General features: G+C 33.4%; 21 protein-coding genes. 6 read left to right on the top strand and 15 right to left on the bottom strand.

The features are described from left to right. Window positions 1-123: 123 nt before the first annotated feature. The 4 genes from wecB to AC5KOD_RS07475 are packed head-to-tail and all read right to left on the bottom strand — an operon-like array spanning window position 124 to window position 4,620. Window positions 124-1,248, bottom strand: a complete 1,125-nt coding sequence (gene wecB / locus AC5KOD_RS07490; RefSeq protein ID WP_496913921.1) for a non-hydrolyzing UDP-N-acetylglucosamine 2-epimerase — start codon at window positions 1,246-1,248, stop codon at window positions 124-126. Window positions 1,249-1,250: 2 nt separating this feature from the next. Beyond that, on the bottom strand, window positions 1,251-2,360 hold the full coding sequence (locus tag AC5KOD_RS07485) for a polysaccharide biosynthesis C-terminal domain-containing protein (protein ID WP_496913920.1): 1,110 nt from the start codon (window positions 2,358-2,360) through the stop codon (window positions 1,251-1,253). A 1-nt stretch (window position 2,361) separates the two neighbouring features. Beyond that, complete coding sequence (locus tag AC5KOD_RS07480) at window positions 2,362-3,384, bottom strand: polysaccharide biosynthesis protein (RefSeq protein WP_496913924.1); 1,023 nt, start codon at window positions 3,382-3,384, stop codon at window positions 2,362-2,364. A 24-nt stretch (window positions 3,385-3,408) separates the two neighbouring features. Beyond that, the gene (locus tag AC5KOD_RS07475) at window positions 3,409-4,620 is read right to left on the bottom strand and encodes a glycosyltransferase family 4 protein (protein ID WP_496913919.1); all 1,212 of its coding nucleotides are present in this window, start codon (window positions 4,618-4,620) and stop codon (window positions 3,409-3,411) included. Between the two features lie 224 nt (window positions 4,621-4,844). Here AC5KOD_RS07475 and AC5KOD_RS07470 point away from each other — a divergent pair, with 224 nt between their 5' ends. From AC5KOD_RS07470 to tnpC, 6 genes are all read left to right on the top strand, one after another. Continuing rightward, the gene (locus AC5KOD_RS07470) at window positions 4,845-5,906 is read left to right on the top strand and encodes a glycosyltransferase (protein WP_496913918.1); all 1,062 of its coding nucleotides are present in this window, start codon (window positions 4,845-4,847) and stop codon (window positions 5,904-5,906) included. A 2-nt stretch (window positions 5,907-5,908) separates the two neighbouring features. After that, window positions 5,909-7,780: a hypothetical protein gene (locus AC5KOD_RS07465; protein WP_496913917.1), complete on the top strand. Its 1,872-nt coding sequence runs from the start codon at window positions 5,909-5,911 to the stop codon at window positions 7,778-7,780. A gap of 102 nt (window positions 7,781-7,882) precedes the next feature. Beyond that, window positions 7,883-8,071 carry a hypothetical protein gene (locus AC5KOD_RS07460; RefSeq protein ID WP_496913916.1) on the top strand — a complete coding sequence of 63 codons (189 nt, stop codon included), beginning with the start codon at window positions 7,883-7,885 and terminating at the stop codon, window positions 8,069-8,071. 28 nt (window positions 8,072-8,099) lie between these two features. After that, on the top strand, window positions 8,100-8,417 hold the full coding sequence (gene tnpB / locus AC5KOD_RS07455; protein WP_496913915.1) for an IS66 family insertion sequence element accessory protein TnpB: 318 nt from the start codon (window positions 8,100-8,102) through the stop codon (window positions 8,415-8,417). Between the two features lie 75 nt (window positions 8,418-8,492). Next, window positions 8,493-8,705: a transposase domain-containing protein gene (locus tag AC5KOD_RS07450; RefSeq protein WP_496913914.1), complete on the top strand. Its 213-nt coding sequence runs from the start codon at window positions 8,493-8,495 to the stop codon at window positions 8,703-8,705. A gap of 14 nt (window positions 8,706-8,719) precedes the next feature. After that, window positions 8,720-9,898: an IS66 family transposase gene (tnpC, locus tag AC5KOD_RS07445; RefSeq protein WP_496913923.1), complete on the top strand. Its 1,179-nt coding sequence runs from the start codon at window positions 8,720-8,722 to the stop codon at window positions 9,896-9,898. Between the two features lie 143 nt (window positions 9,899-10,041). On the opposite strand, the gene istB is transcribed toward tnpC, so the two are convergent. The 11 genes from istB to AC5KOD_RS07390 form a co-directional block, all read right to left on the bottom strand. Further along, window positions 10,042-10,797, bottom strand: a complete 756-nt coding sequence (istB, locus tag AC5KOD_RS07440; RefSeq protein WP_496913913.1) for an IS21-like element helper ATPase IstB — start codon at window positions 10,795-10,797, stop codon at window positions 10,042-10,044. Then, the gene (gene istA / locus AC5KOD_RS07435; RefSeq protein ID WP_496913912.1) at window positions 10,794-12,341 is read right to left on the bottom strand and encodes an IS21 family transposase; all 1,548 of its coding nucleotides are present in this window, start codon (window positions 12,339-12,341) and stop codon (window positions 10,794-10,796) included. Before istA ends, istB begins: the two co-directional genes overlap by 4 nt. Window positions 12,342-12,853: 512 nt before the next feature. Then, window positions 12,854-15,661 carry a YfhO family protein gene (locus AC5KOD_RS07430; RefSeq protein WP_496913911.1) on the bottom strand — a complete coding sequence of 936 codons (2,808 nt, stop codon included), beginning with the start codon at window positions 15,659-15,661 and terminating at the stop codon, window positions 12,854-12,856. Window positions 15,662-15,738: 77 nt separating this feature from the next. After that, a complete protein-coding gene (locus AC5KOD_RS07425) occupies window positions 15,739-16,776 on the bottom strand; it encodes an acyltransferase (RefSeq protein ID WP_496913910.1) in 1,038 nt (345 codons plus the stop codon). Between the two features lie 15 nt (window positions 16,777-16,791). Further along, on the bottom strand, window positions 16,792-17,997 hold the full coding sequence (locus AC5KOD_RS07420; RefSeq protein WP_496913909.1) for a glycosyltransferase: 1,206 nt from the start codon (window positions 17,995-17,997) through the stop codon (window positions 16,792-16,794). Window positions 17,998-18,012: 15 nt separating this feature from the next. Then, the gene (locus AC5KOD_RS07415) at window positions 18,013-18,726 is read right to left on the bottom strand and encodes a glycosyltransferase family 2 protein (protein WP_496913908.1); all 714 of its coding nucleotides are present in this window, start codon (window positions 18,724-18,726) and stop codon (window positions 18,013-18,015) included. A gap of 9 nt (window positions 18,727-18,735) precedes the next feature. After that, a complete protein-coding gene (locus tag AC5KOD_RS07410) occupies window positions 18,736-19,518 on the bottom strand; it encodes a glycosyltransferase (RefSeq protein WP_496913922.1) in 783 nt (260 codons plus the stop codon). 89 nt (window positions 19,519-19,607) lie between these two features. Further along, window positions 19,608-20,414 (bottom strand): glycosyltransferase, encoded by an 807-nt coding sequence (locus AC5KOD_RS07405; RefSeq protein ID WP_496913907.1) that lies wholly within the window; start codon window positions 20,412-20,414, stop codon window positions 19,608-19,610. A gap of 36 nt (window positions 20,415-20,450) precedes the next feature. Continuing rightward, a complete protein-coding gene (locus AC5KOD_RS07400; RefSeq protein ID WP_496913906.1) occupies window positions 20,451-21,485 on the bottom strand; it encodes a YveK family protein in 1,035 nt (344 codons plus the stop codon). Between the two features lie 7 nt (window positions 21,486-21,492). After that, window positions 21,493-22,539, bottom strand: coding sequence for an oligosaccharide repeat unit polymerase (locus AC5KOD_RS07395; protein ID WP_496913905.1), 1,047 nt, complete (start codon window positions 22,537-22,539; stop codon window positions 21,493-21,495). A 167-nt stretch (window positions 22,540-22,706) separates the two neighbouring features. Further along, entirely contained in the window at window positions 22,707-24,071 is a 1,365-nt protein-coding gene (locus AC5KOD_RS07390) for an O-antigen ligase family protein (protein WP_496913904.1), read from the bottom strand. Window positions 24,072-24,082: the final 11 nt, after the last annotated feature.

Here is a 24,082-nt window from a genome sequence, read left to right as displayed (position 1 = left end):
CCTACAAAGCCACTCCTGTCACTTTTATTATGACAGGAAATCGTCTGTAGGTCGATCACTTTTGTTTTCATTCTGTTTGGTGAGGGCGATAGCCCTCATGAGTGTTTGTCTCACCCTCTTTTTTCATTTACGCCAAATAACATGATTAATAATTTTAGTGTAACTCTGAATAATCTTAACCACTTTCACAGATACATTGGTGTCTTGATAATCAAGCGCTAAGACCGTTTCTTCTTGATTTTCTGTCATCTCAATTGCCACTTCTACAGCTTGCTCAACTTCATGGGCGTCAATTCCCGCAATTACCACTGTTCCTTTATCCAAGACCTCTGGTCGCTCCGTAGAGGTTCTGAGGAGCACACCAGTAAATCCAAGCATCGCACTTTCCTCTGAAAGTGTCCCACTGTCAGACAGTACGCATAGTGCATTTTTTTGTAATTTATTATAATCTAAAAAACCAAAAGGCTGTAGAGTCTGAACTAATGGATGAAATTGGAAATTACGTTCCTCAATATATTTTTTACTTCTTGGGTGAGTCGAATAGATAATTGGTACTTGATATTTTTCTGCAATTCGGTTAATAGCTTCCATCAGGCTCATGAAATTTTCTTCATTATCAATGTTTTCCTCACGATGAGCTGACACAATCATATACTTACCTGCCACAAGGTTCAACGTATTAAGTACATCACTCTTTTCAATAGCCTCTTGATGATCACGTAGTACTTCTTGAATTGGAGAACCTGTAACATATATATGTTCTTTACGAAACCCTTCTGAGAGCAAATACCTACGAGAATGTTCTGTATATGGCAAGTTAATATCTGCAATATGATCAACAATTTTCCTATTTATTTCTTCTGGAACATTTTGATCAAAACAACGATTCCCAGCTTCCATATGAAATATAGGAACTTTTAACCGTTTCGCACTGATTGCAGATAAAGCAGAATTCGTATCCCCCAGAACTAATAACGCCTCTGGTTGTTCCTTTGCTATAACTTCAAATGACTTAGCAATAATGTTACCCATAGTCTCCCCTAGATTGTCTCCAACACTTTCAAGAAAATAATCTGGTTGCCTTAATCCTAAATCATCAAAAAACACTTGATTAAGCGTATAGTCCCAGTTTTGACCCGTATGAACTAAAATATGGTCAAAATATTTGTCACAAGCCTTAATTGTCGCTGATAAGCGAATAATTTCTGGTCTAGTTCCAATGATTGTCATAACTTTCAATTTACTCACAATTAAACCTCCACAAAATAAGTATCTGGGTTGTCTTGATCAAAGATCTCACACGCCCAAAATAACGTAATAATCTCTTCATTTCCTGTATTAGTAATCGAATGAGTGTAACCAGCTGGAATATCAACTACTTCTAAATTTTCACCTGTCACGGTATATTCAATCACTTTATCAGAAAATATATGTCTAAATTTGATGACCGCTTCTCCTTTGATAACTAAAAACTTTTCAACCTTTGTATGATGCCAATGATTCCCACGCGTAATCCCTGGCTTTGTAGTTGAAATAAAAATTTGTCCATTGTCTTCTGATTTAATAAATTCCGCTAACCAACCGCGATTATCAACATTCTTTTTCAATTTATATGAAAAATCATCCTCTGCTAAATAAGACAAATACGTAGCATACAAATTTCGATCAAATCGACTTTTTAATGATGGCATTATCAAGGTTTGACGATTCTCATTAAATTGTTGTAATTTTATGGCGAGTTCTCCTATAGTTACTGTTGCTTCTTCTGTCACGACGCAATACTTTCCATCTTTCTTAGGAGTATTTTTCATCGCACGAATAAACTCTTTAACTACATCATCCACATAAGACAAGGTGACTTCTGCATCCGGATTATTAATTTGAAGAGGAATCTCTCTTGACAGATTATAACAAAATGTAGCTACAACACTATTATAATTTGGTCTACTCCATTTGCCATAAAGATTTTTTAAGCGATAAACCATAACCTCTATGCCATTTCTCTCGCCATAGTCAAAAACAATTTGTTCACCTTTTTTTTTGCTATCACCATAAGGATTATCTAACTCCGCCTGAATAGAAGAGGTAATTAAGACTGGTACTTTTTTATTGTTTTTTTCTAATGCATTAATGAGCTGCTCGGTTAAATTCGTGTTCCCCTCATAAAATTCTATGTCGCTCTTTGGTCTGTTTACTCCAGCTAAATGATAGACAAAATCACATTCTTTTGTAAAGTTGTCTAAATCTGTTGCAGTATGATTTAGCGTATAATTCGTTATATTAGTAAACCCTTCATTGTTTAGTTGAGCAATTAGATTACGCCCCAAAAAACCATTTCCACCCGTAACTAAAATATTCATTTTATGCATTCCTCCAATCAGCCAACTCTTCTTGAATATAGTCTAATTGAAGTAATAAATCGATCATTTGTTCTGTTGACAAGCGGTCAGTATTATCTGAATTATATTCACCAATCACTTGTGTTTCCATCTTTCCTTCAACAAAATACTTATCATAGTTTAAATCACGTTTATCTGAGGGGATACTGTAAAATCCACCTTGTTCTTCAGCATGTGCTGCTTCTTCAGCAGTTAGTAGTGTTTCATACAGTTTTTCACCATGACGAACACCAATTACCTCTACAGGAACATTCGTTTTAAAGATAGTCTGGAGAGCTTCCATTAATGTAGCAATTGTAGCTGCTGGAGATTTTTGAACCATAATATCACCTTGCTCTGCATGATTGAAGGCATAAATAACTAAGTCTACTGCATCTTCAAGGCTCATCATAAACCTAGTCATGTTAGCCTCAGTGACTGTCAGAGGGTTCCCTGCTTTCAACTGTTCAACAAATAATGGAATAACACTTCCTCGGGATGCCATGACATTTCCATATCGAGTTCCACAAATGAGGGTTTGCTTAGGATCAATGTTTCGTGATTTTGCTACAAAAACTTTTTCCATCATCGCCTTAGATGTCCCCATTGCATTAATTGGATAAGCAGCCTTATCAGTTGATAAACAGATCACTTTACTGACACCTTCATCTATAGCTGCTGTTAGAACGTTATCAGTCCCTAGAACATTTGTTTTTACCGCCTCCATCGGAAAAAATTCACAAGATGGTACTTGTTTTAATGCCGCAGCATGAAATACAAAATCAACATTACGCATCGCATTTTTGATGCTGTTAAGATCACGGACATCCCCAATATAAAATTTAATTTTTGAATTATTGTACAGTTTCCTCATGTCATCTTGTTTCTTTTCATCTCTAGAAAAGATGCGTATCTCTTTAATATCCGTATCTAAAAAACGATTCAATACAGCATTACCAAATGACCCCGTTCCCCCTGTAATTAATAATGTTTTTTCTTTAAATATTGATTCTTCCATCATGATTTCTCCTTACTTCTGCTCCACCAATTGTTTCATTTTTTTTAGTGTAGCTTGAACAAATTTATCTTTGTTAAAGTGTTCTTGAAAATAGTTTAGTGCGTTGTTTCCAAATTCATTTCTTTCTTCTACTGGCAATGTCATGAAAGCTTCAAGTGCTGAAGCTAATGCTTTGCTATCCGATGACGGCACACAAATACCACATTTGGCTTCCTGGATAATTCCTTGTGCATCCCCTTCAATCGAACCAATAATCGGTTTACCCGCTGCCATATATCCCTGCAACTTTGCAGGAATTGTCAAGCCAATTTTATTTTCATATTTTAATGTCAATAGACAAGCATCCGCCATTTCGTAAAAAAACGGCATTAAGCCTGCTGGTTGTTGACCATAGAATGTCACCTTTGATTGAATATTCAACTTTTCTACTAGTTTACGACAGGCTTCATAATTTGAACCATTCCCCACAATGTGAATCATAAATGGCAGTTCAGAATTCATTTGAGCTGCTGCCTCGATAATCGTTTCTACATCTTGAACATAACCAATATTCCCAGTAAACACAAAATTATACTCTGACTTTTTCAAATCGATATCATTTTCTAGTATTTTTTCGTTTGGTAAGTTCGCATGTTGTGGTAAAAATGCCATTTTCTCATAACTCACCTCATTTTCTTCATGAAGATAGGTCATAAATGAGTACGAACTTACTAAAATAAACGCAGCTTGATTATAAGCAAATCTACTTAGATGGTGTATCCACTTAAATGCAACTGATGTTTCTTTAATTTGCATCGCTTTAACTGCCTCTGGCCATATATCAAGACAGTATATTAACAATGGAATGTTGCTTCTTCTTGCCGCTACTACACCAGGTAGTATCATTGTTGCTGGTGAAGGTTGGTACACGTAAACCAAATCAAATTTATTTTTAGTGAAGAAAGCCCAAATAGCACCAAAAAAGACGAACGACAGATAATTTAGCGACCTAAAAATCGGCCCTTTTCTTCTTGAAACAGTTCGAACTCTTTTAATCGTACATCCATTGTAACTCTCTGTACGATTCCTAAAAAAACGATAATTCGAATGAACCTTTCCAGTCGTGTAGTCCCCTAGACCACTTAAAACCGTTATTTCATGATCGTCATTTGCTAAGTCTTTAATTATTTCATTTATTTTAAAATTGTCAGGATAAAAACTCTGACTAACTATTAAAATTTTCATCGCTTCCATCCCACCCACTTATCACAAAATCATTAATCATTATATCATAAAAATGAAGTTTTTAGTATTGACATTTATTTTTAATATTCTTCTTTCAATAACTTTCTATTTAATAACCATAAAATCTCTTTTCTTATTCCATACTATTCGTGTATAATTGACTATTGTAATAGTGATATTTCATCTTACCAATATAATCTAGAAAAAAAAGGAGGCAACTTAATATGACTATAGCAATTGTAATTCCTTCACTACACCCAAATGAACGTTTGATTACACTTGTAGAATCTATGAATAACCATGCTTATTCAATCGGAAAAGCTGTTCAAGTAATAATTGTAGATGATGGCAGTGGAAGTGAATATGCTCAAATATTTACAAAATTAAAAGAAGAGCTAGGTTGTACAGTATTAACTCATGCAGTAAATTTAGGTAAAGGTCGAGCACTTAAAACTGCCTTCAATTTTTATCTTAATCAGCATCCTGATGGGATAGGCTTAGTAACTGCTGATTCTGATGGGCAACACGATGTTAAAGGCATCTTCGATTGTGTCCTCGCTTTAGAAAAAGAACCGAGTAAATTAATTTTAGGTTGTCGTGAATTCGACAAAAGAAGTATTCCTTTACGCAGTCGCTTTGGAAATATCGTTACTAGAAAAGTGTTTAAATTTCTATGTGGGGTCAATGTAAGTGATACACAAACTGGTCTAAGAGGAATCCCTAGTGAATTTATGAAAAAGATATTGCCGCTTGCCGGTGAACGTTTTGAATATGAAATGAATATGCTAATTGAAACGAAGGAATTGGATACAGAAATTTTGGAAGTTCCTATTGAAACGATTTATATCAACGATAATGAATCGTCTCATTTCAATCCTATAATCGATTCTTTTAAAATCTATGCAGTGTTTTTCAAATTTATTTTTTCTTCATTTGCTTCATTTATTATTGATATCTCGCTATTTACGTTTTTAATGTTTCTATTAAAAAATACTACATTGAATGCCATTATTATTGCAACTATTCTTGCAAGATTCTGCTCTTCTCTTTTCAATTATCGAGCAAATCAAAAAATTGTATTCAAAAAAGGCGAAACAAAAAAAACTTTCTTAAAATACTATTTATTGGCAATTGTACAAATGCTAATTTCTGCTTTTTTAGTCTCGTTCATTGCTAGTAAGCTATCATTAAATGTGACATTAATAAAAATTATTGTCGATGGTATCCTATTTTTACTTAGCTTTCAAATTCAACGAAACATTATTTTTGTTGAAAAGAGGAATTAACTATGGCTACTATTTTTATTTTTTTCTACTTATGGACCGTTTCAGTTGCCTTGTCCACTTTTTTTAAAGAAAAATTTGATAAAACTTTGGCTACAACCATTTTTACCATTATTGTCACCCTATACATTTTTGGCTTAATTGGTCAACTAAAGCTTGGTGTCTTATTTTGCCTGTTATTATTATTGATCGCGATGATCTATTTAGTCTTTAGACTAATTAAAGGAAAGAAACTGAACCGTAATGGATTATTTACTTTTGGTTTTTTTCTTTTCATTGCCTTTTATATTTTTAATTGGTATCTAACTCGTCATCGTTTGCTCTCTTCTTGGGATGAGTTTTCTCACTGGGGACTTGTTGCTAAAAATATGTATCATTTTAATCAGTTCGGTTCAATACCTGAAGCAACAACTTATTTTAAGGGTTATCCTCCTGCGACTGCATTATTTCAATACTTTTGGAATATGGTTTCAGGGAAATTTACTGAGGGAAATCTTTTTAGGAGCATGAACATTCTTCATTTTTCCTTAATTTTGCCTTTTTTCAGTAAATTTCACTTCAAAACTACAAAATCCGGCCTTCTTAGTTTTTTCCTTATTAGTATTGTGTCTCTGACTTTTTTTGATAATTTTTTTACAACGATTTATGTTGATGCTACACTAGCGATAATGTTCATTTATATTTTGTACATTTATTTTTCAGAAGATAATTTATCAGTACTAAATAGAATAAACTTGGGTGCTGCATTTTTTATTTTCCCATTGATCAAAGCCGCTGGTACAGGCTTAGGAATCATTGCCATATTAATTATTTTAGTAGATATCATTGTAATAAAGAAGAAATTAATGAATAAAACTAATCTTATTTTACTTATATCATCTAGTTTTTCTATCTTAATTGCAAAAAAAAGCTGGTCTATTTATCTAGCTAGTGTCCATGCGGATGAAGCATGGAATACATCAAAGTTAACAATTAGTAGCATTATTAGCTTCTACAATAATCAAGGAATGCCTTACCAATACCAAACCTACAGTAATTTTATACATGCCATATTTAAAGAACCATTACATCCTAACATTCTTAATATGACCTTTTTTTCATGGATTGCTGTTAGTCTCCTCTTTTCTTTAATTGTCCTAAAATTGTCTAAGCTCCTACCGAATTATCATCGAATAAAAGTAAGTTTAATTAGCTTATATGTCGGTTGTTTGCTTTATTTAGTTAGCTTATTATTTCTCTACCTGTATACATACAGTGAGTATGAGGCATTAAAACTCGCTTCCTTTGATCGTTACTTATCAACATATCTGCTAGCTATCTTTTTATATTTAATCTTCACATTTACAGGTATATTTTTCAACCGTGGGATAGGTATACTAGATAAATTAAATTACTCATTATTAATTTTACTTGTTTTTAGTTTTCTACTTGGTAATATTGACAGTTTAACAAACCTAACCTTGTTATCAAAAGCTGAAAAAAACACTTTGATTGAAAAAAGATCTCACTATAAACCTTTGGAAAATATTAACCATATTATGAAACCAACAGATCAGCTATACATCATTGCTCAAAATACAAAAGGTTATGAGGTATTAGTCGCTAAGTATATTATTACACCATACAAAGCAAATTCAGACTCTGGCTACAGTATAGGTAAAAAGTATGGGACAGACGATGTTTGGACTTCTGAATTGACTGCTAATGAATGGCGAAGTGAACTACTTAAAAATTATCAATACGTCTATATTTTAAAATCAGATCAACAGTTTTCAGCAGAATTTTCTTCACTCTTTTTTGACGAAAATATCAATAGCAACACTTTTTACAAAATAATACCAAATGAAAATGGCCCCATATTAAAAAAAATATCATAAAAAAAGGTGGGATAACGGTAAGCGGGTAATAAAAACACCGCTAGAAAATAATGAGACCTCCGTCTATACTTGAACTATCAAGTTAAAACGGAGGTCCTATTATTGAAGAAAGAAAATTCAATTGTGCCAGTTATCCTAACGGATGCATCAAAACCACAACCATCAAAGTTGGCACAAAAACCAAAATTAGCCTGTCAGTTAAAAATTGATCCTACCGAATTACGTGTCTACAACGGTGCTAATCAATACATCTTAACCACGATTTTAAAAGAACTACATCATGTTGATTAATTATAGTCAGGTGAAATATATTTTTATTGTGTGTGGTAAAACCGATATACGACGTGGTATCGATGGTCTCGCAAGTCTTATTTCTGATACGTATAATTTAGATTTATTTGATGATGCGATATTCTTATTTTGTGGAGGTAAAACAGATCGCTTTAAAGCGTTGCATTGGGATCAAAATGGGTTTATTCTACTTTACAAGCGGTTAGAATCAGGTAAACTTCAGTGGCCTAGAAAGACAGAGGAAGTCAAGTCACTCACCAGCCAAGAATTAAGATGGCTTCTCGAAGGATTATCTCTTCAACAGCCGAAGGCTTTAAAAGCTGCGAAACCAGGCAAAATTAATTAAAAATAAAGCTAATTTTGTGTTTAGCTTTATTTTTTTATGGTACAATTTTAAAAACAAAAGGATGGGTGACGCTAGATGGATAAGATTAATCAAGTTTTATTAGAAAATAACGAGCGCTTAATGGCACAGGTTGAGGCACAAGCAGAACAAATTAAATTACTCAACGAACAGCTTGCCTATTTAACACAAAAATTATTTGGGACATCTAGCGAAAAAACACCAAACGACAGTCAGCTTTCTCTCTTTGAAGACCCGGAGGTTTTCAAGAAACGGAGCCAACCGAAGTAGAAACCGTCGAGGAAATTATATACAGACGTAAAAAGAAAAAGGGTCATAAAGCAAGATTACTTAAAGATTTACCCGTTGAAGAAATCCATTGTTATCTAAATGGGGATGACTGTACGTGTGAGTCATGCGGTAATGAACTTCGTTCTTTAGGACAAAAAGTGGTGCGTGAGGAAGTGCAATTTATACCTGCGTCATTAAAAAAGAAAGTGTATATTGCACATAGTTATGAGTGCGGTGAGTGTCGGAAGGCAGACATTCATTCAATCAAACGTGCTCAAGTACCTAAATCGCCAATACAGCGAAGTTTGGCAGGTCCTTCTGTTTTAGCTTGGCTCTTTCATCAAAAATACGAATTAAGTTTACCTCTCTACCGCCAAGAAAAAGAATGGCAACAGTATGGTATTCAAGTCACACGTAAAACATTAGCTAATTGGATTATTCGTTCTTCCCAAGATTGGTTAGAACCTATTTATAATCGATTGCGCCAAACGCTCAATAAGGAAGAAGCTATTCATGCAGACGAAACTTCTTATCAAATCTTAAGACGACCAGATGGTCGTCCGGCAACTTCTGATGCGCGAATTTGGTTATTTCAAACAATCGACTCTTGCCCTAAACCAGTTATCTATTACCATTCTTCGTTGACCCGCTCTCGCAGTAACATAGAAGAGGTTTTAGACGACTATCATGGATATGTTCACTGTGACGGATATTCGGCTTATCAAAACATGGAAAATATACAGGTAGTTGCCTGTTGGGCTCATGTTCGTCGAAAGTTTTATGAGGCAGGAGACGATCGTGGGATGGCAGCGATTGGCAAAAATTATTGCGATCAGTTATTCGTTTTAGAGAAGCAATTTAAACAGTTGACTCCGACAAAACGAAAAGCAGAACGGCGTAAATATTCTCAACCGTTATTAGACGAATTCTGGGAATGGTTATCTTCTTTTTCAGTTATCGCTAAAAGCAAATTAGGAACTGCGATTGCCTATACGCAGCGGTTGAAAAAAGAATTAATGGCATTTTTAGACGATGGGCGGCTGGTTCTATCAAACAATCTAGCTGAACGATCCATTCGTCCACTGACAATTGGGCGAAAAAACTTCATGTTTTCAACGAGTGTCGCAGGCGCAAAAGCAAACTGTGTAGCGTACTCGTTGATTGAAACAGCAAAAGCCAACGGCTTAAATTGAATACTGCATTCAGATAGAGCCACTAGAGCGGAGTTTTGAGCCATCAGTTGTACCCATTTGAGCCACTAACGGCATGATGAGAGCCAACATAAAATTAAATGAGCGAAGTCAGCTGGCTTCGCTCATTCTATTCACTCTATAAGTTATTCACCACTAGACAAACCATTACGTTCTCTCATGGAAATTTCCCCATCGACCAATATTTTGTAGGAATCATGTATAATTCGGTCAAGAATCGCATCTGCTACCTGCCCTTCACCTAATTTGGAGTGCCAACCTTCAGGCGAAAATTGTGAACAAAAGATAGTGGAGGTTCTTTTAAGGCGTGATTCGACAATTTCAAATAGATGGAGGACTTGCTCGGTAGTGAGTTCTGTTAATAACCATTCGTCCAAAATAAGTAAATCAATTTTTTTATATTTCAATATGAGTTTACGGAAACTTCCGTCCGCCTCATATTTCGCAGTGGCTAATTCATCTAAAAGCTCTGGAAGTCTGATGTATTTTACTTTGTAAAATTGTCGACAAGCTTGTATGCCGAAGGCATTTGACAACCACGTTTTGCCGTTTCCAGAAGCCCCCATAAAAATAATGTTATGATGGTTTTGAAGATAATTACCGGTCGCTAACCCTAACAACTGCTTTTTATCTAAATGACGATCTGGATGATAAATGATATCCTCTACTGAAGCTGAGGGGTCATTAAATGTCGCATTCTTTATAAGTCGTTGGAGTTTAGTTGTTTTACGACGATCATATTCATAATCAACCAAGAGATTGAAACGATCAGCGAAATCTAACGCTTGGTAATCCTTATTCTCAAATTGCTGTAGGTACAATTCTTCCATACCGCCCATTTTCATTTCTGTTAATTTCCTTAAAGTTTCTTGATTAATCATTTACTTTTTCCTCCAAAGTAATCAGCACCACGTAAGAAGCCGTAATTTGTTTCTGTTAATTGGTCACTGATTTCATTTTTATTTTTTGCTATTTGCTTATTTTTTTGTCTGCTTAAAATGGTTTTTAAAACTGAAACAGTTGGATTAGAAGTGATGGTCATTAATATTTCGGCGCCTGCTTCTAATTCTTTATCCGAGTAGCGCTTAGATAAGTTCCTGACAGTCGTTAATAGGTTCAAGGCTTTTTTCTCTACATGTGTATCAAGCACGTATATGACAAAATGGCTCATCCATTTCCCCACATCCGCTGCCCATTGCCTGTTCTTTTCTGGTGTATGCTCCAAATGTAATCGGTGGTTATCTGGCATATGGTCCACCGATGTCGCGTATTGGCCCACCTCACCAACTAGTCGTTTATGTGATGCAATTCTTGCTTCGTTGAAGTAAACTTCTAGTAAGTCCTTAGTTAATCGGATATCGACTATCTCTTGGACGTAATCATAAGGAACGGAGTAGTACATGCGCTCAATTTGGATATGGTAGTTCAGTTGAACTTTAGCGACTCTCCATTCTGCGAGTTTGAAACGGGGGTTTCGAAGAGGGCGAAGGTAGGGCTTCTCCTCTTCTTCGAAAACCTGTCTGCGCGAGCCTGGTCTTTTTTGAAAAGGGAACGTATTAAGCTCATCCAGCTTTAAGTGAATTTGTTTATTTAAATCCAGTAAGTCAAAGCACTGGTAATTTCTCAAAGACGCTATGATTTGTCTTGAAACGTAACCGACAGTTCCTTCCACGCTTGCTTTATCTTTAGGTGCACGCACTCGGCTCGGAATGATGATAGTTCCATAATAATCGGCCATTTCTCTGTAGGCTTCATTAAGAATCGGTTCATCACGGTGAGCTTTTGTCACGCCTGTTTTTAGGTTGTCTGGTACTAATGTTTTTGCTACACCATCAAAATAATCAAAGGCATGAATATGAGCCTTAAGCCAACTAGTTGTTTTCATATCCAAAAAAGCTTCGACATAACAATATTGACTGTAGGGGAATGCCGCTATGAACAGGTAGGCGAGGTGCGTTTCACCCGTCGAACGATCTTGAATTTTCAAGGTTGAGCCCGCCCAATCTACTTCAATAATTTCACCAGGTTTCCGACGTATTGGCATGGTTAATTTATACTTTTTGGCATAGTTGCCGTACTTCTCAGTGAAAGTCCGATAAGCGTAGGGAATTTTCTCTGCTTGCCGTGCCTCTATGGCATACTCTTGATGTAACAGAAAAAGGGTCATATTTTTCTTCTGTAACTCTTTATGAACTGTTTCCCAATCTACGGGAAAATAGCCTTTCGCAATGGCTTGTTTCTCTGGGAACAAAAACTCTTCTAACCACTTATTTGTCATAGAGTCTGACAGTGATTCCATTCCTAACGCTCTTGTTCGTTTGATAACACGGGCGACGGTATTCCTCGAATGACCTGTGCTTGAACTGATAGTCCTCTGGCTGATGTCAGAGAAATGTAGCTCTAGAATTTTTCGATAATGAATCAATTAAAAAAACCTCCTGTATAATTTTGTCACGTTTTACAACGTGCAAATTGATTATACAGGATGCTATTAGTTTTAAAGGAGACTGGCACATTTGAATGCATCGAGCGGCTCAACTCTATGCAATTGCCGGCTCATAACTCCGCTTAACCGGCTCAATCTTAGCGCAATATTCACTTAAATGCCTTCAACTATCTGACTCACTTATTTGAAAAACTACCTAATTTGGATTTTATTAGATTTCCGGAATTATTGGAAGACTATCTTCCGTGGGCAGAACAAATCCAGCTAGAGTGCAAATAAAATAGCGACACAACCCTATAATTGGATTTCTATCCAAATTATAAACGGTGTGACGCTATTTATGTACCCGTGTTTTTATTACCTGCTTACGGATAACGTTCCTTGATATGATGTAAATAAGAGTTGTATTAATACAATAAATTAACTTAATCCAAAAAAGTATCTTGGTGATTATCAGTTATTCTGATTTTCATCAAGATACTCTTTCTGTTTTAAGAGAGTTTTGTCCCACCCTCATTGTTTTTTTTATTTATACTCCTAGATTTGAAATAATATAATACGGTAGCGATAAAAAGTAATGTTAACCCAAAAAGAGTCATGATTTTTCCAATGTGTAACCACGGCGTCTCATATGTTAATTTCAGATGATTTTCTCCAATAGGCATTTTCAGTCCTATAAAACCAGCATTCACCTTTTCAATTTGTACTTTTTCTCCATTAATAGATGCTGTCCAACCTGAAGAATAAGGAATGCTTGAGACTAAGTAAGTTTCTTCAGATACATTTAAACTTCCAGTAACTTTATTTTTAGCAACTTTAACGTTCTCTAAAGATCGTTTTTTTATGTCAGTCACTCGGATGTCATAAGCATCGGTAAATTCCCTAAAATATAGTTCAATCCCAGAAAATTGATATTTTCCATGATAACCAGTTAATACAATGTCGCCATCATGGAATTCGCGATAGCCTAGATTTATTAAAAAGTCTTCCTGATGATCATACGCAGAAACATCTAGCTTGCTAAAATTTCTAATTGTTTTACTAGTATCTTCATAGTTAACTAACAAATTCATTGTATCATCAGGTGACTGCCACAAATCAGATAATTTATATCTATAAATAAGTTGATTCTGACTTGCCTCAGTTTCATCCTTAATAGTAACTAGATAGTCTTCTAAACGCTCAGAAGCGTTGAATGGTTTATAAGTCAAACCTGTTATTTTTAGAAATAATTCGCCATTTCTCAATTTGTCAGTATTTTTCATTTTAAGAAGATAATTACCTTCGGTATTATCTAAATTAAACTTATCTTTAAATGTCGAATTTGTTGTAAATTCAACTTTCCTCATCGGTAAAAATTCATAACCATCTGTTGACTCTTTTGTGGAACTTTCTGCAACAACGCCCAGTGATAAAAATTCTTCTCGATTTAATTCTGACATTTTTTCAAATGATTCATAAGATATATCATTGTCACTCGTAAATAATAAGGGAAAATCATTATTTGTTTGATATATTGGTAAATTATTATTAGTCAAATCTAGCTGATAGCCATACATATCAACCGATTGACCACTATCTGTCCCTAATATGTATCTCGCCCCTAAGTAGTTATTTGCAATTGTTCTATTATCTAACTGTTGAATAGGATTGGTATTAGTTCGTTGAAAATTTCCAATAGATTTAGAAAAATCGTTTGGATATTTCGATTGAATTGACAGATACGATGCCAGTTGATTTTGATTTCTAATAAACGCTCCATTTGAATTTTGAAATTTATAATTATAGTCCTGAGTAATGAAGCTTGATCGATAAAAATCTTGATCAGTTATCAATTTTTCATTTTGGCTAAACTGATCAATAAAGTGAGCATCTGCTTCTCCCTTAAAGAAATATGTTAACACCATTCCTCGGCCATTAAATCCACTACTGAAGTATGTGAAGGTAGTGACTGATGCATCTAAACAGAGGACAATTAATAATGTAGCTGCGATATTTATTTTCTTTAGTCCAACCTTATGTCCAAAGAAACCATAGCTAATAACAATAAAGTTGATTAGAAGAAATATAACTGGTCCCATCATCAAAGTTGGGAAAATATGTAACTCAGGATTGATCCAATACAGGCAAAGATATACAATTAGTGTTATGACAAACTTTTTCATTAGCTTTATTGACAGCGTTTCTAAATGCTCCATAAAATGACAGGTTGCAATTGCAGATATAAATCCTATCGCAAAACTCCATCGTTGGGATGGAGAAGAAAAGCCATTCATAATAGCCCCGGCAGCAGGTAATAATAAAATGACAAATGATACGCAAAATGATATAAAAAGGGCTCTGTACTTCTTTCGGTTAACAAAAAGATATACTAACACAAATAAAAAAATACTGGCAAAGCCTAGCTTAGCGTCGTATTTCAGTGTACTTGGATTACCGATTAACCCCTTTAGTAAGTTTAAATAATAAGAGATTGGATAAATCAATGCTCCATTAGCTAGATTATTTTCTGCTCTCGAAGCGGTTAGAAATCCATAAACCGATGGTAGAAAAATAACTGCTGATATAAGAAAGCCGATTATTCCACCTGATAAAATCTTCATCAGAACTTTTCCAAGCTTAATTGTTTTTTTATGGATAGCAAAATATTGTATCACAAAATACCATCCGCCAAATATAGCTAACATGTAGGCAAAATAGAAGTTATTTATTAAGATGTAAGCTACGGTTAAACTAAACCCCCAGATAGCTTTCCCAGCAAATATACGATCTATACAATAGCACATCAAAGGTAGCAGAAATAAAGGGTTTAAAAAAAAGGGATGATACAACGTTAATGCATACCCTGAAAACACATAAAATAAAGCACCTGCAATACTAGTTATTGTAGAATAATTATATTTTTTTATGTAAATCAAAAATGAGGCACCGACCAAATACAATCGAAAAATAATTAATAAATTATAGCCTAATTCCAATTTATCAATTGGAAACAATACGATTAAATACGAAATAAAATCTCCTAAACCATAGTAACTATAACTTTGAATAACATCTGCACCTATGCCTATATTAAAATCCCACATCTGCATCGCTTCAAAAGGGTGTCTCAAACGTTCTACTAAAATTTCTCTTAGCTCTACTAAAATCGGATAATGCTGCCCAATTCCATCCACACTCCATATCATACTTTTAGATTCTAATATAAATGGCAATAAAGCAATAGCCATGAGTAATAAGAAAGCAAATAAATACCCAACTTGCATTTGTAAAAGTTTATTTTGTTTTAACTTATTCAAAATCATATCTACCTCCAGAAATCATTCTATTCCATCAGACTTTTTGTCGAAGACTGATGAACTAGTTAACCTTATTCTTAACTGATCAGACCTTTTACAATCTTACCAAACTTATCTTTTACCTGATAATAAAAAACTGTTACAATTAATCCAGCCAATAATACTAAAACAGAAAATATTAACATTCTGTTAAAGGGCTTTAATGTAACTAATAAATTATTGTAAAAAAATGGTGTATACCGATGAATTAATAGATCAGAAAATAAATATACTCCAAAAGTTGATTTACTGATAATAATTAAAGTACTGTTTGACGTTTGCTTATTTTCATATAAATAACGGAAAATTATCATAAGACACATGGCAGGTACTGCAATGTTTAACCCAACTCCCTCGCTGTCCCATATCGTAAATTTAACAAGACCTTGAGATTTAGTATGAACCATCATCACCACAGTAAAAATTGTAACACCTACGAAAATAGTGCAGGCATTGATAAACATTTTCCGAGATATTTTCTCTAAAAAATTACGAACATAATGACCAAATATATAATACACCATATAAATACTAAACAAATTTATTGTAAATCTAGGTGATAACAGTGCATTACCACTTACCTTTTCAAGAAGAGGTACTAACGAAGTGAAAAACAAACTAACAGTAAAGAATACATAATAGTCTTTCGCTCTAAAATTTTCTACCATCTTATGAACAAAGGGTCTGAAAATCATTATTGCTATATATGCATACATATACCAAAATGCATTTGTTATCGGCAAACTAAAGAAATTGTTAAAGAAGCTTCCCATTTCCCGATAGGAATTCAATGGATCAAATCTGTAGTATAGCAGAGAAAACAGTAATAATACGAGTACCATTTTTAATATTGCCATAGTATTCTTCGTATAGGAAATTTCCTTATTTAAACTCAATGAACCAGAAATCATCAAAAAAATAGGAACTGCTGACTTAGAAAGAACGACTACAACGCTTGAAAGAATCCAATTAACAGATAGTTTCTCAATATCTAAAAGTTGACCAAATGTGTGATTCAAAATTACCATATAACAGGCGATAATTCTTAGCCAAATAATACCTTTATCAAACTTCATAATCTTCGCCCCCATTTAAATAATATCAGATTCGATCGTTCGGTATAGATTCAGATAATTTTGGCACATTTGTTCTTTAGAGAATAATTTGGACCGCTCTATACATTTATCACTATTAAGCTCACTCGCAATAGTAATCGCTTTATGAATTGATCCCAGGCTTTTACTAGAGCAAATCACACCAGTATCCTTCGTTAAGGATTCACCACTCCCTCCAGTTTTAAATGTGACAACCGGTGTCCCACAAGCCAGTGCTTCAATATTTGTTGTGGGAAAATTGTCTCTAGTAGTTGGATTAAAAAAAACATCTGCCAATGAATAATAAGTAGCTAGCTCTTCAATACTTTCAGTGTTCTCAATGTGAACGATTTTTTTATCCAGCTCTTGATTTTTTTCAATCTTTCCAACAACAACCAACTGGAATTCATTCCCATATTTCTGGGCCAAATTGTTGAAATACTCAAGTCCCTTTGTCTTAGTCCAAACGCTAGCGACTCCTAAAATCATTTTTTTTGAAATGCTTTTTTCTATTTGTTTAGTTGCCATAGGTTCATTTGCTAAACTAGAAAAACGTGATAAATCAATACCATTATGAATAACTTCACACTTGTATTGATTAAGATATGATATACTAACTAAATCAGCTAACCAATTTGAAGGAGTGACAATCGTCAAATTTTTTACATTTGAAAAAATATTTTTCTTTCTATTAAAATTAGTTTTCCAGCGGTCAACAAAAAAAGTTTGCGGATAGTCTTTTTTTTCATCTCCCCCCATTTTGGTTGGCAAACTTCCATCCTCTAATTTATCAATTGTGGCGCTGTGACCAGAGATTGACCATGTATCATGTAATGTCCATACAACTGGCTTATTATATTCTTTTAAAAAATTAAATAATATGTCTATATTTAGATAGTAGCCATGGATATTATGTAGATGAACAATATCTGGCTTTATTTTTTTTAGTGCCTCAATTAACTGCGAAGTAACTTTTCTTGATCCAAAACCATGGTTATCAAATAACCTAGTTTTAAAAATATGGCTGTACATTTCCAACTTATTACAAAATAATTTTAAATTATCATCTCTTTCGCTAGCTGCTCCTCTACCATAAAAAATGTATCCTTCATCGCCTTGCTTCTGAATTGCTTCATAAATGTTCAAAGCGATTCGTCCGGTACTTCCAACACCGCAAACGCTATTAATTTGTACGATTTTCATTTTATGTGCTCCAAACTAACCATTATCTTTTTTATATTGAAAAATTGCTTTGATAGTTCCAATTCTCCCCCTTAATTGGGTCAATACGCCTCTCTTTTTTATTGCTGTTACATTACCGCCATGACGAACATATTGCATTAAGGGCATATCAATAGAATAAATTTTTTTATGCGCAATGAGTGCCGCTATTGCCACCCATTGATCATGCATTTCAACAGACTCTGGGATTGGTAATATCAATTCTTTAATTTCCTGCCTAAACGCCATCATACATCCAGTATAAGCATTTTTCACAATATTACCTAACAATTTTTGGTTTAAATTATTATGATTATAATGATTCCATGATGAATCTATTCTTGCTAAATTTCCATCAACAACTTCTGCATCATGGATAACGAGGTCTGCATCTGTTTCTGCAAAACTATCCATCACTACCTTCACTTTATTCGCCAACCAAATATCATCCTGATCACATAAAAAAATAACGTCACCTTTTGATAGAGATAACGCTTTTTCGAAGCTGTTCATTGGCCCAATATTTTTTTTATTAACTGTTACGCTTATGCGTTTATCAGCGAGCTTGTGGATAACGTCTACCGTTTGATCAGTCGAACAATCATCCACAACCACAACTTCATCGTGCTCAGCTAATTGAGGCAAAATTGAATTTAATTGTCTTTCTATAAAAAATCCACCATTAAATGTTGCTATACAAACTGAAATCATTTTTTCACCTCAGAAAAATCTCCAACCCCATTTATTAAAAAACTTAACCATTGAAAACATAAATATTTTGAATAACTTAAAATTTTTGTGAGCTTCTTTCGCATAAAAATGTGTTATTGTGCATTGAGGAGCATAGATAATCTTATAATCATTTTTTTCTAACTCTAAACAAAAATCATAATCTTCAAAATACATAAAATAGCGAGAATCAAAACCATTCACACTTTTGAATGCCTGATTTTTTATTAACATGCAACATCCTGAACCAATACGAATAAATGCGTCATCAATATTTGATAAATCTCTACATTCATATGTTGCCAATCTCTTGTCGAACAATCTTTTGATCCACTGAAAAGGAACAAACCGTAAACCATAATCCAATACTGACACTTTTTCTCTAACCAAATGTTGTGTGCTTCCGTCTGGATTGAGTACTTTAGGAACTGCCATTCCTAAGGACTCTGAACTATTAATTTTTATTATTAATTCTTCCACTGTTTCTTTTTTTATGATTACATCTGGATTAAACACTAAAAAATACTTCTGTGTTGCATTTAACAAGTTATAGTTATGACCAAAACCAAACCCCTCATTTGTATCATGGAAGTGAATATCTACAAAATCTTGATAAGATTTTAACTTCTGCTTATACTCTTCCTCCGAATTATTATCAAAAATGATAATAGATAGAATACTAGAATTAGAGAATTCAGTTTTCAAATTGTCCAACACATTAAAAATATATTTACTATTGTAAGTGACAATACTTAATAATACTTTTGATTCTATCATTTTCACTACCCATTTCTAACATAATATATTCGGTCAACAATCTTATTTTACCAGTACTTTATATTATATCAGTTTTTCCAACGAGATTAAAGTCTTGTAAATAAAACTTTTATGGCAACAGGAACTTTCTTAGGATCAACAACTAAATATTTAATTACTCTTAAGATATATTTGATGTAGTATCTTACCAATGACATAGGCTTATACATTTTTTGAAATTTCTTTTCTGATAATAAAATACTTTTTAATCTTACTGGACTGACAGATTTTATATCTCCAACAGACAAGGAATGCTCTAATTGCGCTGACATAACATATACTTGTTTTTTTCGTTTAATCACCTCGTAATTTAACCAATGATCTAGATAATCTAGTGGAAAATCCTGACTAAATCCATTTAATTCTTTTAAAAACATGGTTGAAATAATCGAAGCTGAATTTATCCCATGCTTAAATTTATGTGTGAAACCAATTTTCAGAACATCTTCCCTTAAAATAGGAGACAATAGCCTTGCATCTTGATAAATTTGTGGATACAAAGCAGCGCAGCTTTTATTTTCCTTTAAAACGCTTGAACCAAGAGTGATCAGCTCATCAAAATAACTCTCGTCTATTTCAGTGTCTTGATCAAAAAGACCTATCCAACTAGAATTATTCTTTTGAGCCATTTCAAATGCTTTTGTATAAGCCACCTGAATTCCTAAATTACGCCGGTCATGAACATAAGTAATCGGAATGTCACCTATCTCTGATAATGAGGATTGTTTTTCATAACTATTGTCGTAAATAAGAATTTCAGAAACACCAGTAAGAGATAATTTCTCCTTATTGATTATCATGGATTGCCAAGTTTTAGAGTCGCTAATTTTGGTATTGTATATCACAACAACCATCGTTATCATCATTATTTCCCTTTCACTATCTATCTTTTATTTAGAAAATACAATCTTTAAGCTAGGTATAACAGAATGAATTATTTGGTACTGCTCTGTAAACCAAGCTTTTTCAGTTTGGTTCGCTGAAACAATAATATAGCATGCATCCAAGGTGGTGATATTTTGTTTTTGTAAATCTGATGTCAAAATAATTTTAGCTTTATATTCACCTAACTTTTCATGTACCAAATCAATAATAGCTGTATCAAATTGAGACACTACTAATATATTTTTTGAGTTATTATTAATTATATCAAAGTAAAGTTGAGTAGCTACGATTTCTGGACTAGTAGCAACATTGTTAATTACCTCTTTCTCATTATCTATTAGCGGTATCAAATAATTTTTAGTTAGAATTTTTTTATTTCTACTATCAAGATAAATACCCAATAAAGTTCCAATAAACAATCCAATTAACGCTCCAATAATCCCATTTCTACTGTTAAGCTTGCTTTCATTCTCTGTCTCTTTTGCTACAGCTGGTGGTTTAATTGACTGACTAGTTGTAGTATACAAATCACTAAAATACTTCAATTGAGTTAAATCCATATTTGGTTTAGTAATAATATAAACATTCTTAGTACTATAGTAAGGTATTTTGTCATTAACAATCGCATCGTAATAAAAATTAACCAGCTTTTCAATCATTGCTTTATCCATACCATGAATTCTGAGGAATAATGCGTCTCCTATTCCATTGCGAATGAATAAATCAATATTTTTTTCAAGTTGTTCTTTTGTAATTTCAATATCTTCTTTTTTTAGTAACTCAATAACTTCATCTGAAATTAAAGAATACTTTAAAATGGCCAAATTAATAATGGTCTCACTTGTAGACTTGTCTTCAATAATCATTTGGATATCTGTTCCATATTCTTTCGGTGGTTCATTTACAACAGGTGCTACTGTCTTTTTAGTAGGCGTCGCAAACATCATGGCTACTCCAACTATTAACATCATAGCCAGAATTACCCATTTCCTCCTAGTTAAGAATGCAAAAAAATTCTTCATCTCAATGTATAGACTCATATCATTTTCATCCTCTCATCTTCTTGTACCATGCTATTACTAGTGGATAAACTAGTTGAAAACTTAATCCAGAAAAAGTTAGCATATTAGTAAATAAATTAAATATCGTAATGGTGAATAGTATTGATATTCCTACAACTTTTGTTGTATCTAATCTTTTCATCAAAATACTATAACCAAATATGGTAATACTATAAAATATAAATAATAGATACATGCCCGGAAATCCCAGCGTCTTATATGCGGGTGCAAACATTGTAGAAACATTAAATGTCTCAATAACTAATTTATCTTTTGGAATAGAAATATTACGTGACTCTTGTATTCGTTTAGCTGCGAAATCTGGTAAAATACTACTAACTGTGAATGCTAGAAAATCTTCTGTTGGCTCCATTTCCTTTATCATATGATCCAAATTGCCAATTGGTGTTGCTGTATATAAATAACCCCAAAAAAATTCAGGAGGAATAAGCGATTCCTTAAATTCATCTGTGGCTCGGCCAGCGTTGATAATGAACTCACCACTTTGGTTGTACTTATCATCTGCATCTCCGGAGCGATAGTTTCCAGCTATCCCAAAAACATATAAGCCCGCAACCATAAATACTAGTAAACTCATCAAATGAAAAATGGTTACTTTTGTACTTTTTCTTCTTAAAAAATACACAAAGAACATGGATGAAAGATTCATAATGAATCCACCACGATTAAAAAGAATTAGCGGATATGATGCAAATAGCAACCCCAATAACAAATAATTCCATTTCTTTTGCTTTAAAAATTCATCCCAAAGCCAAATACCAAGAAAGGAACTAAAAGTTACTACAAATACATGAACTGTAGGAATTCCAACAAAGTCAGTATAACGATAGCCGCTTTTGAAAACTAATACCTCCAAAATAGGGATTACCATTTCGTATGCTAAATCAGCAATAATGGCCATCAATCCAATAATCACAAATAAACTAATTGAAGTATCAGTGTTTCTTTTTGTAAAGGTTCCTACAGGAAATACAATATTATAGACTTTTGAAAAAGCTAATGACAGTGCCATGATTATTCCTAAGAAAACCAAAGTTCCATCAGTGAGGTTCAAGAACAGCTTTGACCACGCTAGAAAATAAACACATACTACTGCAGCAATTGTAATAAAAAATATTGTAAAAGGATTAACAATTATCTTCTTCATATACAATCCTTTCTCTTACGCCCAAAGAACATTTATCGTAAGGTTTTATAATTACTATTAAAAAAATCAGTATTTAGCAAACTATAAGACAGCATCATCATCATAAAAATTAAAATGTAATTGCCTAATGCTGGTTGCATGACTCCGTTTATACAAAGAGAACTGTAGGCCAACACCAAAATTCTAAAAAATACCTGCTTTTCGTGTTTAAACCAAGACAACACAATTGGAGAAAAGTAAATCATTGAACTAAGAATAAATCCAATCCCCCCAAAAGCCATCATATATTGTGAAAAATAATTATGCGGTTTTTCAAGTCGTCCACTATATACTTTGATAAGTGAATTTCCTGTTCCAAATAAGAAATTGCGAATATTTTTAAATATGGATTGGTAAGCTCTTTGATTAACATCATTTCTTTGATAAGTGCTAATGTTTGATTCTTTATCCATATTTTTTTCTTCCGTTACTTCTTCACCAGTCGTCTTATCAATTTCAATTACTTTAAAAGTGGTCAGTTCCGTTATTTTATCTGATAAATCTTGCGGCACCACTTTTTGAATTAGACGAATCGGAACTGACATCGTCCTGACAGTCTGATTCTTAGACTCTGCATTTCCTACCATCAAAATTAATCCAATTACCCCCAATGCTAACAAGCCCATAGCTAACACTCGTTGTATTATTTTTTTCACAGGTTGCTTTTCAATAATAAATGCTAATATCGCTAAAAATACGCCCAGCAATAATCCTGTTCTAGAACCAGTCAAAATAATAATTGGCAAACTAACAATATATACTATCAACAGAATCCTTTTAATAATTTTAGTTGAATGTGAGTAAAGACTGGCCCCCAATGGATATATCATGCCATAAAAAATTGCAAAAGCATAACTATTTCCCATAACTGGTGAAGTGCCTCTGATTACCCCATCTCCTAAAAATAGTATCCAATAATCCCATAAAACAAAAAAACTAAACATTGTTATAAGTCCAATAAGAACTGTCAGAGGCTTTACCTCAAAATACTCTAAGCAGAGAAAAAGCAAAGCTGCCTCTATTACCACCCTAGGTAATAGAAAGGAAGCAGGTAATAAACTATGGGTCAATATCCGCATTACTGTAGTTAATACCCAATAAATCAAAAAAAACATCATCGTCCAAAAAAGAAATTTAGATAATTGACTACACTCTTTCAGTTTTCTTTTTAACAATAACTGATAGCCTACAACATAAAAAGAAAATCCCAATAATACAACCTCTATCCAATACACAGCTATGGCATTAGCTGCTGAAAATTCTGAACCAGGAAACTTAACTGTCCAAGTTGAGATAAAACCCAAAAAAGTTATCGCAAATATCTGTATGATATCTTTTTTCTCAATTTCATATTTCATTATTTTACTTA

This window comes from Vagococcus sp. WN80Y (genome assembly GCF_059621045.1).
The sequence above is the reverse complement of the archived record's forward strand: the minus strand, read 5'-3'. Positions and strand labels throughout refer to the sequence as shown.

Excerpts from the sequence above, each read along its gene's own strand:
- AC5KOD_RS07420 (WP_496913909.1), bottom strand. The coding sequence starts at position 17,997 with ATGAAAATCGTACAAATTAATAGCGTTTGCGGTGTTGGAAGTACCGGA.
- AC5KOD_RS07425 (WP_496913910.1), bottom strand. The coding sequence starts at position 16,776 with ATGAAGTTTGATAAAGGTATTATTTGGCTAAGAATTATCGCCTGTTAT.
- AC5KOD_RS07405 (WP_496913907.1), bottom strand. The coding sequence starts at position 20,414 with ATGGTTGTTGTGATATACAATACCAAAATTAGCGACTCTAAAACTTGG.
- AC5KOD_RS07465 (WP_496913917.1), top strand. The coding sequence starts at position 5,909 with ATGGCTACTATTTTTATTTTTTTCTACTTATGGACCGTTTCAGTTGCC.
- AC5KOD_RS07450 (WP_496913914.1), top strand. The coding sequence starts at position 8,493 with ATGGATAAGATTAATCAAGTTTTATTAGAAAATAACGAGCGCTTAATG.
- AC5KOD_RS07395 (WP_496913905.1), bottom strand. The coding sequence starts at position 22,539 with ATGGCACTGTCATTAGCTTTTTCAAAAGTCTATAATATTGTATTTCCT.
- AC5KOD_RS07485 (WP_496913920.1), bottom strand. The coding sequence starts at position 2,360 with ATGAATATTTTAGTTACGGGTGGAAATGGTTTTTTGGGGCGTAATCTA.
- AC5KOD_RS07415 (WP_496913908.1), bottom strand. The coding sequence starts at position 18,726 with ATGATTTCAGTTTGTATAGCAACATTTAATGGTGGATTTTTTATAGAA.
- AC5KOD_RS07470 (WP_496913918.1), top strand. The coding sequence starts at position 4,845 with ATGACTATAGCAATTGTAATTCCTTCACTACACCCAAATGAACGTTTG.
- istB (WP_496913913.1), bottom strand. The coding sequence starts at position 10,797 with ATGATTAATCAAGAAACTTTAAGGAAATTAACAGAAATGAAAATGGGC.
- AC5KOD_RS07390 (WP_496913904.1), bottom strand. The coding sequence starts at position 24,071 with ATGAAATATGAAATTGAGAAAAAAGATATCATACAGATATTTGCGATA.
- AC5KOD_RS07475 (WP_496913919.1), bottom strand. The coding sequence starts at position 4,620 with ATGAAAATTTTAATAGTTAGTCAGAGTTTTTATCCTGACAATTTTAAA.
- AC5KOD_RS07400 (WP_496913906.1), bottom strand. The coding sequence starts at position 21,485 with ATGAGTCTATACATTGAGATGAAGAATTTTTTTGCATTCTTAACTAGG.